The following is a 13,815-nucleotide window of genomic DNA, read 5'->3' as shown; positions in this document are numbered from 1 at the left end:
CAGCCCGTCCCGGATGGGACGGAGCAGCCGGTCCCGCCGCGGCCCGTCGGACCGCCGGCGGAACATCCACAGGCCCAGAGTGACACGATGCGCCCGCGACCGCGAACCGTTTGCCGGACGGGTCCCGGGACGGACTACACCCCCGCTGCGGCCCGCCCGGCGGCCGATGGGGCCGCCTCCGTGCCGGCGGCCTCCCGGCCAGCAGCGTCGGTGCCGGCGGGATCAGTGGCGGCGGCATCGGCGCCCGGTGGCCCGGCCACCAGCCGCAGCCATTCGGGGCGCAGGACACCATCGGACACCAGCACGGCCGGGCCGCGCAGGACCACCGTCCGCTCGTCCCAGCCGACGGTCAGCCGCCCGCCGGGCAGGTCCACCTGGACCTCGGCGGGCGGCCCGCCGCCCTCACGGGCGGCCCAGGCGACCGCGACCGCGCACGCACCGGTGCCACACGAGGCCGTCTCGCCGACGCCCCGCTCGAACACCCGCATCGCGACCCCGCCCGGCGTCGGCACGACGACCTCGACGTTCACACCGTCGGCGAAGATCTCGGCGGGGTAGACAGGCGCCCGCAGGTCCAGACCGGCCAGCTGGGCGGGCCCGAGGTCGTCGGCGAAGCAGACCGCGTGCGGGTTGCCCATCGAGACCGGCACAGCGGCGAACTCCCGGCCCACGACGGTGACCGGCACCGGGCCGGGGGCGAACTCGGGCGGCCCCATGTCGACGCTGACATCCCCGGCCGGCGGCACCTCCACGGTGCGCAGACCCGCCCGGGTGGCGATGGGCAGGGTGCCGGGAGCCTCGTAGCCGGCGTCCACGAGATAGCGGGCGAACACCCGGATCCCGTTGCCGCACATCTCGGCGACGGAGCCGTCGGCGTTGCGGTAGTCCATGAACCAGCGGGCCTCGCCCCGGAACTGCTCCGCTGCGGGCTCGGCCGCGGAGAGGACCACACGCAGCACACCGTCCGCGCCGATTCCAGTGCCCCGGTGGCACAGTGCCCGCACCAGCGCGGCGGGCAGCTCGAGATCACCGTCGGGGTCCGGCAGAATGACGAAGTCGTTGCCCGTTCCGTGTCCCTTGACGTACCGCACGCGGCGATCGTACGGCGTCAGACGCCCGCGCCGGCAGCCGCTGCCCGCGGGCGGTCGCCCTGCCCGTAACCGGCCGGACGTCCGTTCAGCGGGTCGTGCGGCGATCCGCCCGGTCCGTCGGCCGGGCGCGGGCCGCCGTGCCCCCAGGACTCGGTGGACGGTTTGTACCAGCGGTCCGGCCGCCCTCGGCCGAGCGCGATCAGCCGGGCTTCCTCAACCGGCACCGGCGGGCAGAACAGCGGCCCGGAGACCCGGTCGCAGTCCATCCGGCCGACGGCAGCCGCCAGCCCCGCCGTGTCCACGCCCTCGGCGACCACGACCATGCGCCGCCGGTGCGCGATCCCCACCATGGCCGCGAAGGCGGACTGGCCCTCCAGGTCGCGGATCGTCGCCCGCAGAAACCGCCCGTCGATCCGGACCAGGTCCAGCGGGAGCTGGTCGAGGGTCGACAGCGATCCGTACCAGGTGCCGAAGGAGTCGACGCCCACCGCGACCCCCAGCGCCCGCAGCTGGCCGAGCAACCGGGGCAGGCCGGGTGGAGCGAAGGCCAGGGTGTCCTCGGTGAACTGCAGGCCGACCGCGCCGGGTGGAAGCGAGCGCCCGATCACCAACCGCTCGATCTCGCTGACGAAGTCGGGCCGGTCCAGCTGGCCGCTCTCGACCCGCACCCACAGCCTCGGCGGCCGCACCGCGGTGCCCGCGGCCATCCGGTGCCAGGTACGCGCCTCGATCACCGCCATCCGCAGCACCCACTGGTGGACCTGGCCGACGAGCCCCGCGGCGCTGGCGACGGACATGAAGTCCGCGGGGCCGAGCAGGCCGAGATCGGGATGCGCCCAGCGGGGATGCGCACGCATACCGGGAACCGAGCCGTTACGCAGGTCCACGTCGGGCTGGTAGTGCAGCCGCAGCGTGCCGTCGTCGAACGAGGCGTACAGCGCGGGAACCATCGCAAGGTCGAGCGCGGTCACAGCGGACTCCCCAGACGCCGGGACGGGCCGGGCGCCGAGCCGGGAGACCCGGGGGGACCCGGGGACCGATCAGCGAAGCTCCCGCGGCACGAGGCCGGCCACACGTCAGAGTGAACTCACCAGACGTCGCACTGCGGCGAGGTCCGGAGACGCGAACCAGGATATCCGCGGATCACGCCGGAACCAGGACCTTTGCCGACGGGCGAAACGCCTGGTAGCGCTTGTTGTGGCCTGTTTGGCCTCGACCATGGAATCCATTGCGCCGTCCAGCACGGCCAGGACCTGCGCATACCCGAGGGCCCGCGATGCCGTCCGACCGTCCCGCAGGCCGCGCGAGACCAGCCCCTCGACCTCCTCCACGAGCCCCGCCTGCCACATGACCTCGACCCGGTGGGCGATCCGCTCGTCGAGATCCGGGCGGTCCAGGGCGACCTGGACGACGTCGTACACCGACCGGTGCTCCGGCAGGGTCGCCACGAAGGTGCCGGTCAGCTCCACCACTTCCAGGGCACGCACGACGCGCCGCCCGTTGCTCGGCAGGATCGCCGCCGCCGCGGCCGGCGCCAGCGTGGCCAGCCGGTCGTGCAGCGGGCCCGGCCCCACCTCGGCCAGCTCCTGCTCCAGCCTCGCCCGCACCACCGGGTCCGTGCCGGGGAACGACAGATCGTCCAGGACGGCCCGCACGTACAGACCGGAGCCACCGACGATGACCGGGATCCGGCCGCTCGCGAGCAGCCGGTCGACGGTGGCGCGCGCATCAGTCTGGTAGCTGGCGACGTCGGCCGGGCGGGTGACGTCCCAGATGTCGAGAAGATGGTGCGGGACGCCGCGACGCTCCCCTTCGGGGATCTTGGCCGTTCCGATGTCCATCCCCCGGTAGAGCTGCATCGAGTCGGCATTGACGATCTCGCCGCCGAGGTCCAGTGCGATCTCGACCGCCCAGTCGCTCTTGCCGGCCCCCGTCGGCCCCACGACGGCGACGACGGGCCCGCGGCGCGCGGTCACCGCGCACTTCCCGCGGGAGGTCGTCCTCCCTGCCCGGCCGAGCCCGCGCCGCCCGCGCCGCCCGCACGTTCCCAGCCGACCACCAGGTAGCCGACTCCGAACGGAGCATCGTCGTAGTGGACCCGGCTCACCCACCCGGCGGCTGGGCCCGCCGGGGCCACGTCCACCGGAGCCGCAGCTGCGGGGCGGGCCGCCCCCCCGGCCGGAGCGGCGGACAGAGCGGCGGCGGTCGCGCGGTGGACCGCGCCGGCCAGGACCTGCCAGGACGCCCGCCCGGGCGCGAGCAGGTCCCGCGCCAGCTCCGGATCGAGCGCCAGCAGCGCGTCGACGTCCACCGCGGCGAGTGCGGCGGCGACCGCCGCGTCGTGGGCCGCGGCCCGCGGGTCGAGGCTCCCCGGCGCCCGGATCGTCCGCCGGGCGCTGGCATCGCCCATGACCAGGAGCGCCAGCCGGGACCCGTCCGCCTCCGCGGCCGCGACGAGGTGGGCACCGAGCGCGGCAGCGGCCTGCGGGGTGGTCGTCGCGGGCACACCGCGGGCCGCTCGGGCGCCGGCCCATCCCACTTCGTGCAGCAGCCAGGCCCCGATGGTCAGCGAGAGCGGCAGCATCCGGCACCCGCCGCCCACCCCGTCCGCCCCGTCCGCCCCGGCGCCCCGGGCCGGCGACGTGGGCCCGCCGAGCGGGACGGTGAGATCGACGCCGAAGCCGGCGAGCGACCCGGTGGACGTCTCGTCGTAGAAGGCGTCGCGGACGTCGTCACCGACGAGCACGATCCGGTCCGGGCCGAGAGCGCACAACCGGCTCACCGCCGACACAGCGTGATCGCGGACTTCGATCGGGTCGACGCCGGCGACCTCGGGCACCAGCAGTGGTGGGTGCGGGCAGACAGCCGCGGCGATCAGAGTCACCGGGAGGCTGGGCTGCTCGGCCGCATCGTCGGCATGCCGAGGGCCACCGCCGGGCGCCCCGCGCCGGCCGCCACGCCCGCAGCGCCGTCACCCGCAGCGCCGTCGCCCGTGGTTCGGCCACCCGCAGCGCCACGGGACCGGCCGGCCTCCCAGGCGTCACCGGCCCTCGTCCTCCGGTGGGAGAGCAGCGGGCCGTCGGCGGTGAGATGATGCGGTGCGCCTCTGGTCACCACGGTCTCGATGACGTCCCCGGGGCGAACGACGCCGTCCTCGGCGTGCGGACCGGTCACCAGCAGGTGCACGAGCCGCCCGTCCCGCGCACGGCCGGACAGTCGGCCGGTCTCGGAGTCCTTCCGCCCCTCCCCCTCGGAGACGAGGATCTCGACCCGCCGCCCGACCTGCGCGCGGTTACCCGCCCACGACATCTCGTCCTGCAGGCTGGCGAGACGCTCGTAGCGCTCCGAGACGACGGCGGGGTCGACCTCGCCGTCCATCTCGGCGGCCGGCGTTCCGGGCCGCGGGGAGTACTTGAAGGTGAAGGCACCGGCGAAGCGCGCGGTGCGGACGAGATCGAGGGTGTCGGCGAAGTCCGCCTCCGTCTCACCCGGGAAACCCACGATGATGTCGGTGGTGATCGCCGCATCGGGCATCGCCGCCCGGACCCGTTCGACGATGCCGAGGAAACGGTCGCGGCGATAGCTGCGCCGCATCCGGCGCAGCACGGCATCCGACCCCGACTGCAGCGGCATGTGCAGCTGTGGGCACACGTTCGGCGTCAGCGCCATCGCCTCGATGACATCGTCGGTGAAGTCACGCGGATGCGGAGAGGTGAAACGCACCCGCTCCAGCCCCTCGACACGGCCGCAGGCGCGCAGCAGCCGGGCGAACGCCCCGGGATCGCCGAGCGAGCGGCCGTAGGAGTTCACGTTCTGGCCAAGCAGCGTGATCTCCAGCGCACCCTCGGCCACCAGGGCCTCGACCTCGGCAAGCACATCGCCCGGGCGACGGTCGCGCTCGCCGCCGCGCAGGCTCGGCACGATGCAGAAGGTGCAGGTGTTGTCGCAGCCGACGCTGATGCTGACCCAGGCCGAATGCTGGCTCGACCGGCGGGCCGGCAGGCTGCTCGGGAAGACCTCGAGCGCCTCGGCGATCTCCACCTGGGCGGCGGCGTTGTGCCGGGCCCGCTCCAGCAGGACCGGCAGCCGGTGCAGGTTGTGCGTGCCGAACACGACGTCGACCCAGGGGGCGCGGTCCCGGATGACCGAGCGGTCCTTCTGCGCGAGGCACCCGCCGACCGCGATCTGCATCGCGGGATTCTTCTTCTTCGCCGGGTACAGGTGCCCCAGGTTTCCGTACAGCCGGTTGTCTGCGTTCTCACGGACCGCGCAGGTGTTGAACACGACGATGTCGGCGTCGGACCCCTCCGCGACCGGAACGTACCCGGCGGACTCGAGGAGGCCGGCAAGTCGTTCGGAGTCATGGACGTTCATCTGACAGCCGAACGTCCGGACCTGATAGCTACGGCCACTCACCGGTCCAGCCTACGGCCCGCGCCCGGCTGCCGTTCGACGCGCCGGAGCGTCCGGTCGGGCCCGTACGCCGCCGAGTGCGCGACGATGGCCGCGGAGCCGTTGACCAGCGGACCGACGCCCGATGCCGACCGCGGCCGACCGCGGCCGACGGCGGCCGACGGCGGCCGACGGCGGCCGGCCGCTGGCGCAGGGTGAGCAGGCCGAAGACCGCCCGGGTCGACGCGAAGGCAAGTCCCTACCCCGGTCGGGGCGTGGTATGCACTGTTGCCTGACTGGCAGTAGTGCCACAGAACATAGCCAATGCGGATGACCGGACGTAAAGTTCTCAAATGCTCGCGACCACGCTGCGATCGCATGAACCCCTCGGGGCCGTGCACCACCTGCTGCGCGACAGCCATCCCTCCGCACTCTTCGCACCGGACCGGTGCGCCGGGAGTGCACGATGGCGCTCGTGACCCTGGAGGGGGTCGGAAAATCCTTCGGGAAGAACCGCGTCCTGCATGACATCAACCTCGCCGTGGCGCCGGGCGAGGTGGTGTGCGTCATCGGCCCGTCCGGTTCCGGCAAGTCGACGCTGTGCAGATGCGTCAACCGCCTCGAGACCGTCGACGAGGGCCGCATCACCTTCGACGGCCGTCCGCTGCCGGCCGAGGGCCGGGAGCTGGCCCGCATGCGAGCCCAGGTCGGCATGGTGTTCCAGTCGTTCAACCTTTTCGCGCATCGAACCGTGTTGGACAATGTGACTCTCGGCCCGCGCAAGGTCCTCGGCGTTCGCCGCGCCGAGGCCGAGACCCGCGCTCGGGCGCTGCTGGAGCGGGTCGGGATCGCGGACAAGGCCGACCGGCTGCCGCGCCAGCTCTCCGGCGGTCAGCAGCAGCGGGCGGCCATCGCCCGGGCGCTCGCGATGGAGCCGAAGCTGATGCTCTTCGACGAGCCGACCTCCGCGCTGGATCCGGAGATGATCCAGGAGGTGCTCGACGTCATGCGGTCGCTCGCCGCGTCCGGCATGACGATGATCGTCGTCACCCACGAGATGGGATTCGCCCGCTCGGCGGCCGACCGCGTCGTCTTCATGGCGGACGGGCGGCTGGTGGAGGTGGCGCCTCCCGACGCCTTTTTCGCGGCACCGAAAAGTGAACGCGCGGCCGAGTTTCTGGCGAAGGTTCTGACGCATTGAGGGAACCCCGTTGGGACGGCCATCGGAGGGCACCCTGGTGAGAGCCCGTGCCGGATCGGCGCGCACCGTGTCACGGCACCCGCGAAAGCCCGGACAAGGGCGGTCCCGGTCTGCTCCTGGCCAGTAGCGGTCGGGCATTAGGGTTGTCGGGCGGGGGCCGTCCGGGGCGCACCGAGACCACGCAATCAGATACCTGAATTCTGACGTCAGTCCACCTTCTGGAGGGGATTCCTCATGCGCATGCCGTTCACCCGCACCAGACAACGAACGGCACCCACCGCCCCGGCCGCGGCCGCGGCCTCCCGTCGGTCGCAGAGCCGGGTGGCTCTCGCCCTCACCGCGGCGCTGGTCGCGTCCCTGGCCCTCGCGGCCTGCGGTGACGACGACAGCGACGCCGAGGCAGCACCTGCCGGCACCGCCGCGACGACGTTCCCCGCGGGCAGCACCATGGCCGAGCTCCAGTCGGCCGGGTCGATCACCGTCGGCACCAAGTTCGACCAGCCCCTGTTCGGCCTGCGCAACCTGCGTGGTGAGCCCGAGGGCTTCGACGTCGAGGTCGCGAAAATCATCACCGACGCGCTCGGCATCCCCGAGGACAAGGTGGAGTTCGTCGAGACGGTCTCGGCCAACCGGGAGCCCTTCATCCAGCAGGGCAGGGTCGACATGGTGGTCGCGACGTACACCATCAACGACAAGCGCAAGGAGGTCATCGACTTCGCCGGGCCGTACTACGTGGCCGGTCAGACGCTGATGGTGCGGGCGGACGAGACCGCGATCACCGGCAAGGACACGCTCGCCGGCAAGCGCGTCTGCTCGGTGAGCGGCTCGACGCCGGCGGAGCGGATCCGCACCGAGGCGCCGCAGGCCGAGCTCACCCTGTTCGACGTCTACAGCAAGTGCGCCGAGGCCCTGAAGAACGGCCAGGTGGACGCGGTCACGACGGACAACGCGATCCTGCTCGGTCTGATGGACTCCGACCCGGACACCTTCAAGCTCGTCGGCGAGCCCTTCAGCACGGAGCCCTACGGCATCGGCATCGCCAAGGGCGACGACGAGTTCCGCACCTTCATCAACGAGACCCTCACCGCCGCCTACGGCGACGGTCGCTACGAGGCCGCGTACGAGTCCACGATCGGCTCGGTCGAGCCGGAGATGCCCACGCCGCCGGCGGTCGACAACTACACATCCTGATCCGCAGCCGCGCCTCGGCGATCTCCAGCAGGCAGTCCTGACGCACCGTAGGCCCGCCGCCCGTGCCTGACCCGCCCGGGCGGCGGGCCGGGTGCCGTCCCCGACCGGTGGGTGGTCCCTCATCGACGCCGTCCTCGACAATCTCGACGTGTTCCGTGAGGGTTTCGTGCGGACCCTCCTGCTGAGCCTGTTCTCCGCCGCCGCGGCGCTGGTGCTCGGCAGCCTCCTCGCGACCATGCGGGTGAGCCCGGTCCCACCGCTGCGCTGGGCAGGGGCGACCTACGTCGAGATTGTGCGCAACACTCCGCTGACCGTTGTGTTCTTCTTTGTCGTCTTCGTGCTGCCGCAGATCGACGTTGTCTTCAGCTATTTCACCTTCGCGGTGGTGGCGTTGACCGTCTACCACACGGCCTTCGTCTGCGAAGCCGTGCGGGCCGGCGTGAACGGGGTGGACGCCGGCCAGGCCGAGGCCGCCCGCGCCCTGGGCCTGACCTTCCCGCAGACGCTCCGGCTGGTCATCCTGCCGCAGGCGTTCCGCAACGTGATCCAGCCGCTGGGCAGTGTGGGAAGCGCCCTGATCCGCAACACCTCGATCGCGGCGGCCTTCGGCGTACAGGAGCTGACCGGTGTGAGCCAGGGCCTGACCACGGCCAACCCGAGCCACGTCATCGCCCTCCTGCTGGCCGGCATCGTCTGCTACCTGATCCTGACGCTCTCCCTGGCGGCCGGGGTCGGCGTCGCCGAGCGGCGGCTGGCGGCGGTACCCCGATGAGCCTCGTCCTGGCTGACCCGCCGGGCCCGCGCGGCCGGCGGCGCATCCTGGTCGCCAGCCTGGTGGCAGCGGCCCTGCTGATCGCACTCGTCGTGCTCGCGATGCTGCGCCTCGCGGACAAGGGCCAGCTCGACCCCGAGCTGTGGCAGGTCTTTTCCGACGAGCCCGAGCTTCGGACGCTGCTGTGGGAGGGCCTGCTCGACACCCTGCGGGCGGCCGCCACCGGAATGGTGCTCGCGGTCGCGGTGGGAACGGCGCTCGCGTTCGCCCGGCTGTCCCGCCGGCGGTTCGTCCGCGGCCCGGCCACCGCGGTGGTCGAGGTACTGCGCGGTCTGCCACTGCTGATGCTGATCTTCTTCGCCTACCTCGGCCTGCCCGAGCTCGGCGTGAACCTGACCGCGTTCTGGGCCCTCGTCATCGGGCTCACGGCCTACAACGGGGCTGTGCTCAGCGAGATCTTCCGCGCCGGGATCCTCTCCATCGACCGGGGCCAGACCGAGGCGGCGGAGGCGCTCGGCCTGCGCGGAACCCAGATCTTCACCCTGATCCAGTTCCCGCAGGCCGTGCGGCGGATGAGCCCCACCCTGGTCAGCCAGCTCGTCACCCTGCTGAAGGACACGTCGCTCGGCTTCGTCATCGGCTACACCGAGCTGCTCCGGCAGGGCCGCTCCGCCGTCGAGTTCCTGGGCGGCCGGTACGCGCTCCCGATCTACACCACCCTGGCTGTCATCTACATCATCGTCAACGGGACGCTGTCGCTCCTCGCGCGCTGGCTGGAACGGCGGCAGTCCGCCCGGGCGGACGGTCCCGCGCGTGCTCCGGGGGACACCTCCATGGGAGACACACCCGCCGAGCTGGTGCCCTGACACCACCAGCCCGGTCCGAGCGGTCGACACAGGCCGGAGGCAGCTCCGAAGAAGGCGGGAACAAGCTCCGAGAGCAGGGGCGGTTCCAGGTGGGGAGCTGCCCCGGGTGGGGCCGCCGCGGGTGGGGCCGCCGTCAGCGGGCCAGACCGATGGCGCGGGTCTCGCGGACGACGGTCACTCTGATCTGACCCGGATAGGTGAGCTCGTCCTCGATCTGCCGGGCCACGTCGCGGGCGAGCATGTGGGCCGCCACATCGTCGACCTGCTCCGGCACCACCATCACCCGCACCTCGCGACCGGCCTGCATCGCGAAGACCTTCTCGACACCGGGGCGCTCCCCCGCGATCTGCTCGATACGTTCCAGGCGCTTGACGTACGACTCCAGGCTGTCGCGGCGCGCCCCGGGCCGCCCCCCGGAGATCTGGTCCGCGGCCTGGGTCAGCACCGCGCCGATGGAGCGTGGCTCGACCTCGTTGTGATGCGCCTCGATGGCATGGACGACGTCCTCATGCTCGCCGTACCGGCGGGCGATCTCCGCGCCGACGATCGCGTGGGAGCCCTCGACCTCGTGGGTCAGCGCTTTGCCGAGATCGTGCAGGAGCGTGCCGCGTTTCGCGATCGCCGGCGGCAGCCGCAGCTCGGCGGCCATGATGCCGGCCAGATGCGCGCTCTCCACCAGGTGCGCGAGAACGTTCTGCCCGTAGCTCGTGCGATAGCGCAGCCGCCCGAGCAGCGTGATCAGCTCGGGGTGCATCTCGGCGATGCCGACGTCGATGAGGGCGTCCTCGCCGGCCCGCACGCACTTCGCGAGAACCTCGCGTTCGGCCCGCGCGTACTCCTCCTCGATCCGGTGCGGATGGATGCGCCCGTCCGACACCAGCGCCGCCAGCGTGATGCGCGCCGTCTCCCGGCGCACCGGATCGAAACAGCTCAGCAGCACGGCCTCCGGGGTGTCGTCGATGAGCACGTTGACACCCGTGACGGACTCGAAGGCCCGGATGTTGCGCCCTTCGCGCCCGATGATCCGGCCCTTCATCTCGTCGCTCGGCAGGTGCAGCACCGACACGACCGACTCGGCGGTCTGCTCGGACGCGACCCGTTGGATGGCGAGGGTGACGATCCGGCGGGCCCGCTCCTCCGCCTCCTCCTCGGCGCGGTTCTCGATGTCCCGCACCCGGACCGCGGCGTCGAGCCTGGCCTGGTCCTCGACCACCTTGACCAGCTCGCTCCGTGCCTCCGTCGCTGTCATGCCGGCGGCCCGCTCCAGCTCCCGCCGCCAGTGCGTCTCCAACCCGGCCAGATCGGTGTCCCGTGCGTCGAGCCCCGCCTCGCGAGCGGCGAGCTCCCCCTCACGGCTCTCCAGCCGGTGGATCCGCTCCTCGACGGACGTGGTCTGGTCAGCGAGTCGCTGCTCGCGCTGGGCGAGACGGCTGTCCCAGCTCCGCAGCTCCGCCCGCTCGGTCCGCAGGTTCTCGGCGAGCTCGGCACGGACCTGCTCCCTTTCGACCCGCACCGCCTCACGGGCCTGGGCCTCCGCCTTCGAGGCCCGCAGCTCGGCGTCCGCGACCGCCCGGGCGCGGATGGCCTCGGCGGCCTCCTCCGCGTGCCGACGGATCTGCGCGGCCTCCCGGTCGACCCGGGCGGCCTGTTCGGCCGCGTCCTGGTCAGCCCGGCGGCGGGCCCGTTCGGTGTCCTCCTCGGCCTCACGCGCCTGTCGCCGCAGCTCGGCGAGCCGAGCGGAGATCTCGGCAAGCTCGGACCGGCTCGCCTGCGCTGCGCGGTCATCCACGACCACAGCAGTGCCCGCACCCGCCACGGGCGGGTCGGGCGGCTGTGTGGCCGGGTCGGCTGCGCCCGCCGCCGGCACACCGCCGGACGACTCGTCCACCTCGGCGACCGGTACCACCGCTGCGCTCTCCGGCGACGGTTCCGCCTCCGCGCCGGCAGCTGCGCCCGGATCTGCGGCTGTCGCGGTGACCGGGCCTGCTCCGCCAGCGACCGCATCGCCAGCGACCGCATCGCCGGCCACCTCATCCGCCGGTACGCCGGGAGCCGGGGTGATGCTGTCTGCCAGCTCGGTGATGGTGCCCGGCGGCCCGCCCTGCCCTGCCGGGGACCCTTCCACGAGCTGAGCTGCGGCAGCGGGATCCGACCGCTCGCTGTCCGGCGGCGGGACCGCCGCCTGCAGGCTGCCTGGCAGGGCGCCGACCGCCGCGACCGGAGGCCGAGGTGGATCGAGCACTGCCTCGGCGCCCACCTCCGTGGTCGCGGTCCGGGTATCCGGTATGTGCGCCTGGCGGGCGGTTTCCCCCGCATCCCCGCTGGTCACGCCGAGACCACCGGCCCGCACCAGGCGTAGCAGAACCAGCGTGAGGCCGCCGACAGCAAGAATGAGCAGCACGAGAAGCGTTACGAGGGCGGCACCCACGGTTGCTCCTCCCGCTTCCGTCTGTGCCTGCCAGGACAGGCGTGGGGCGCGGGACCGGACCAACCACTGGACGAACTACACGCGCCGACGGCGCCCAAAACCAGGGTCGCCAGCAGCACCCACCCGGCCGAAAAACGAGGCAGGAAGGACGCGCGACCACCGGCTCCCGAAGGAACGCTCGCCCTGATGTGAAGTTGTGCCAGCTATCTGGACCGCTTACGAGCAGGAGTCCTCGCACCTTTGGGGAAAGGGTAGGTCTGCCGCTTTCATTCGGTCAAGAAAAACGTGGGCGAACCACAGACACCGGACGACCAGCCGGCACTCGCGCTTTCGTCGACGCTGCCGGACCCGGATCGGGCACAGCCCGGCCTAGCGCAGGTCGTACGCGTCGTCACCCAGGCCAGCATCGGCCTCCTCGTCCTCGGTCGGCACGGACTCGGCCACCACCCGCATCGCGAGGTCGAGCGAGTAGCCCTTTCGGGTGAGCAGGGCGACCAGCCGACGGACCCGCACCGGTGCGGGCAGTCCCTCCATCGCACGCAGCCGCCGCGCCACCAGCGACCGCGCGGTGGCCTCCTCGTCCTCCGCGCCGACGGCAGCCAGCGCGATCTCCGACGCCTCGGGACCCACCCCTCGCCGCCGCAGCTCGCCGGCGAGCGCCCGACGCCCCAGGCCCCGCCCGGCCCGGGCCGACGAGACGAAAGCGGCAGCGAAAGCCTCGTCGTCGATCAGCCCGACTTCCGTCAGGCGATCGAGCACCTGTTCGGCGATCTCCTCGGCGACACCGCGGCGTCGAAGCACGGCTTCAAGCTCGGCCCGACTGCGCTGTCGGGCCGCCAGCTGATGCAGACAGATCTCCCGCGCCGTCTCCAGCGGGTCGGCGTCGCCGGCTACTCGGCGCCGCGCCGAGCGATCCTCCCGTGCGGGTACCGCACTGGCCGCTGTGGATCTCGCCGGATCCACAGCGGCGGCACGCAGGATCGGCAGGCGCCCCTCATCCGACTCGCCGCGGTCTGCGGACGCTCCGCGGAGGTGTGACGGCCGACTCGACTCGGGGCCGGGCACAGCGCGCCCGGTCAGAGATCAACCGGGACAGGGACAGGGGCGTCCGCGTCGAGCGTCGGGACCATGCCCAGCTTCTCCTTGATCCTTTTCTCGACCTCGTTGGCCAGATCAGGGTTGTCGCGCAGAAACGAGCGCGCGTTCTCCTTGCCCTGGCCGAGCTGGTCTCCGTCGTAGGTGTACCAGGCACCGGACTTGCGGATGATCCCGTGCTCGACGCCCATATCAATGAGCGAGCCCTCACGACTGATACCGCCGCCGTAGACGATGTCGAACTCGGCCGTCCGGAAAGGCGGCGCCATCTTGTTCTTGACCACCTTCACCCTGGTCCGGTTACCGACCGCCTCGGCGCCGTCCTTCAGCGTCTCGATGCGACGGACATCAAGGCGGACGGAGGCGTAGAACTTCAGCGCCTTTCCACCGGTGGTCGTCTCCGGGGAGCCGAACATCACGCCGACCTTCTCGCGGAGCTGGTTGATGAAGATCGCGGTGGTGCCCGAGTTCGCGAGCGCTCCGGTCAGCTTCCGCAGCGCCTGGGACATCAGCCGGGCCTGCAGGCCCACGTGGCTGTCGCCCATCTCCCCCTCGATCTCGGCACGCGGCACCAGGGCCGCCACCGAGTCGACGACGATGATGTCCAGCGCGCCGGAACGGATCAGCATGTCGGCGATCTCCAGCGCCTGCTCACCCGTGTCGGGCTGGGAAACGAGCAGCGCGTCGGTGTCGACACCCAGCTTCCCCGCGTACTCGGGATCAAGGGCGTGCTCCGCGTCGATGAAGGCCGCGATGCCGCCGGCCGCCTGCGCGTTCGC

Annotated in this window: 12 protein-coding genes; 4 read left to right on the top strand and 8 right to left on the bottom strand. The window is 72.3% G+C overall.

The annotated features are described in order from the left end of the window. Nucleotides 1–134: 134 nt before the first annotated feature. The 5 genes from dapF to miaB all read right to left on the bottom strand — a co-directional run bounded on the left by dapF (nucleotide 135) and on the right by miaB (nucleotide 5,507). Nucleotides 135–1,091, bottom strand: a complete 957-nt coding sequence (gene dapF / locus B207_RS33645; protein ID WP_018636850.1) for a diaminopimelate epimerase — start codon at nucleotides 1,089–1,091, stop codon at nucleotides 135–137. A 17-nt stretch (nucleotides 1,092–1,108) separates the two neighbouring features. Beyond that, nucleotides 1,109–2,062 (bottom strand): EAL domain-containing protein, encoded by a 954-nt coding sequence (locus B207_RS33640; RefSeq protein WP_018636849.1) that lies wholly within the window; start codon nucleotides 2,060–2,062, stop codon nucleotides 1,109–1,111. A 105-nt stretch (nucleotides 2,063–2,167) separates the two neighbouring features. After that, on the bottom strand, nucleotides 2,168–3,067 hold the full coding sequence (gene miaA, locus B207_RS0112330) for a tRNA (adenosine(37)-N6)-dimethylallyltransferase MiaA (RefSeq protein ID WP_018636848.1): 900 nt from the start codon (nucleotides 3,065–3,067) through the stop codon (nucleotides 2,168–2,170). After that, nucleotides 3,064–3,975 carry a class III extradiol ring-cleavage dioxygenase family protein gene (locus tag B207_RS0112325; RefSeq protein ID WP_018636847.1) on the bottom strand — a complete coding sequence of 304 codons (912 nt, stop codon included), beginning with the start codon at nucleotides 3,973–3,975 and terminating at the stop codon, nucleotides 3,064–3,066. The genes miaA and B207_RS0112325 overlap by 4 nt, the downstream gene beginning before the upstream one ends. After that, the gene (miaB, locus tag B207_RS0112320; RefSeq protein WP_026310981.1) at nucleotides 3,972–5,507 is read right to left on the bottom strand and encodes a tRNA (N6-isopentenyl adenosine(37)-C2)-methylthiotransferase MiaB; all 1,536 of its coding nucleotides are present in this window, start codon (nucleotides 5,505–5,507) and stop codon (nucleotides 3,972–3,974) included. The genes B207_RS0112325 and miaB overlap by 4 nt, the downstream gene beginning before the upstream one ends. Before the next feature lie 442 nt (nucleotides 5,508–5,949). Here miaB and B207_RS0112315 point away from each other — a divergent pair, with 442 nt between their 5' ends. The 4 genes from B207_RS0112315 to B207_RS0112300 all read left to right on the top strand — a co-directional run bounded on the left by B207_RS0112315 (nucleotide 5,950) and on the right by B207_RS0112300 (nucleotide 9,513). Continuing rightward, the gene (locus tag B207_RS0112315) at nucleotides 5,950–6,684 is read left to right on the top strand and encodes an amino acid ABC transporter ATP-binding protein (RefSeq protein ID WP_018636845.1); all 735 of its coding nucleotides are present in this window, start codon (nucleotides 5,950–5,952) and stop codon (nucleotides 6,682–6,684) included. 234 nt (nucleotides 6,685–6,918) lie between these two features. Beyond that, a complete protein-coding gene (locus tag B207_RS0112310) occupies nucleotides 6,919–7,875 on the top strand; it encodes a glutamate ABC transporter substrate-binding protein (protein ID WP_018636844.1) in 957 nt (318 codons plus the stop codon). A 121-nt stretch (nucleotides 7,876–7,996) separates the two neighbouring features. Next, nucleotides 7,997–8,647, top strand: coding sequence for an amino acid ABC transporter permease (locus B207_RS0112305; RefSeq protein WP_084692118.1), 651 nt, complete (start codon nucleotides 7,997–7,999; stop codon nucleotides 8,645–8,647). After that, nucleotides 8,644–9,513: an amino acid ABC transporter permease gene (locus tag B207_RS0112300; RefSeq protein ID WP_018636841.1), complete on the top strand. Its 870-nt coding sequence runs from the start codon at nucleotides 8,644–8,646 to the stop codon at nucleotides 9,511–9,513. Before B207_RS0112305 ends, B207_RS0112300 begins: the two co-directional genes overlap by 4 nt. Nucleotides 9,514–9,646: 133 nt before the next feature. Here the strand turns inward: B207_RS0112300 and rny are convergent, their stop codons facing one another. The 3 genes from rny to recA form a co-directional block, all read right to left on the bottom strand. Beyond that, complete coding sequence (gene rny, locus B207_RS0112295) at nucleotides 9,647–11,302, bottom strand: ribonuclease Y (protein ID WP_407671411.1); 1,656 nt, start codon at nucleotides 11,300–11,302, stop codon at nucleotides 9,647–9,649. Between the two features lie 1,008 nt (nucleotides 11,303–12,310). After that, nucleotides 12,311–12,904 (bottom strand): recombination regulator RecX, encoded by a 594-nt coding sequence (gene recX / locus B207_RS33635; protein ID WP_018636839.1) that lies wholly within the window; start codon nucleotides 12,902–12,904, stop codon nucleotides 12,311–12,313. 113 nt (nucleotides 12,905–13,017) lie between these two features. After that, a partial coding sequence (gene recA, locus B207_RS0112285) for a recombinase RecA (RefSeq protein WP_018636837.1) occupies nucleotides 13,018–13,815 on the bottom strand: 798 nt, incomplete at its 5' end.

It is taken from the genome of Parafrankia elaeagni, from assembly GCF_000374165.1.
Lineage (GTDB): Bacteria > Actinomycetota > Actinomycetes > Frankiales > Frankiaceae > Parafrankia > Parafrankia elaeagni.
This window is presented reverse-complemented; position numbering and strand designations above follow the sequence as displayed.